Source organism: Rhodospira trueperi (assembly GCF_900101965.1).
In the GTDB taxonomy this organism is placed as follows: Bacteria; Pseudomonadota; Alphaproteobacteria; order Rhodospirillales; family Rhodospirillaceae; genus Rhodospira; species Rhodospira trueperi.
This window is the reverse complement of the sequence record NZ_FNAP01000049.1, coordinates 1-1,066: the sequence shown is the minus strand read 5'-3', so window position 1 is coordinate 1,066 and position 1,066 is coordinate 1. Positions and strand designations below refer to the sequence as shown.

Sequence of the window (1,066 nt, the reverse complement as noted above, 5' to 3'; positions counted from 1 at the left end):
TGCCCGGCGCCAGGACGCTGCCAGAGGGCACCGTGAAGCCGAACGGAATGGTGTTGCCGCCAAGGGTTCCGGACTGGAAGGTCAGGGACCCCAGGGTTCCATTGATGTACAACCCGCCCCCGTTCAGCGTGGCGGACTGCATGGATCCGTTCAGGATGAACGTGCCGCCGCGAAGGGTCGTGGTCACGCTCGACCCCATCGTGCCGGTGTAGGTGGTCACGCCGGAATAGACGTCCACGTCCCCGGTTCCGCCGATGTCCGGGGAAAACGTGTAGTCTTCGCTGTCGTGATTGAAGACGACCAGACCGGTTCCGGAGCCCAGGGTGACGGTGGCGGCGTTCAGGTTGCCCGGCGCGGCGGGGGTATCGCCCGCGGCGGCGCCGATGTTCAGGGTGCCGGTGGTGCCACCGCTGCGTCCCAGCTCCAGGGTTCCGGTGCCCGAGTCGATGGAGATGGTCCCCCCGTCGGTCAGCGTGACGGTGCCGCTGCCGCTGCCCGGTTGCACTGGATCATACAAGTAGCCCACGACAAGCCCCGGGCTCTTGAACGAGGCCCCGTCGGAGACGGTCAAGTGTCCCTCACCATAGTATCCCACGTACGCATTCCGGGTCCCGGTGCTGGTCCAGGAGGTGCCGTGCCCGGTCACGGTCAGGGTGCCTTTGCTGCCGGCGACATAGCCAAGCGTGACCCCATGAGTGGTGGCCGTGGCGCCGTCCCTGATGTCCATGATGGACGTGGCGTTTCCGTCGAAGCCTACGTACGTTCTCTCCGAGGTGGTCCAGGTGGAGCCGTGTCCGGTCACGGTCACGGTGCCCCCGTGACTCAGGTAAGCACGGGTGCTGGTCAACTGCCCCCCGTTGATCACGCGCAGCGTTCCCGAGTAATGGATGTCAAGATCGTCGCCCACGGTCCAGGGGCTGGCGTGGGTTCCGCCACCGTTGCCGTCGACCGTCTCCGTTGTGCCAAGGATGTCGTAATCGGCGGCCATGGCGGGCCAGGGGGCGAGGGCCGTTCCGCACAACAGGGCCGCCCGGACGATTGTTGTCCACCGAACGGTGGGGCGGGT

General features: G+C 66.6%; 1 protein-coding gene. It reads right to left on the bottom strand.

All coding sequences use genetic code 11. The features are described 5' to 3' along the window. The coding region (locus BLS85_RS18490; protein WP_218128516.1) for a hypothetical protein at nucleotides 1-988 on the bottom strand (988 nt) is incomplete at its 3' end. Nucleotides 989-1,066 lie beyond the last annotated feature (78 nt).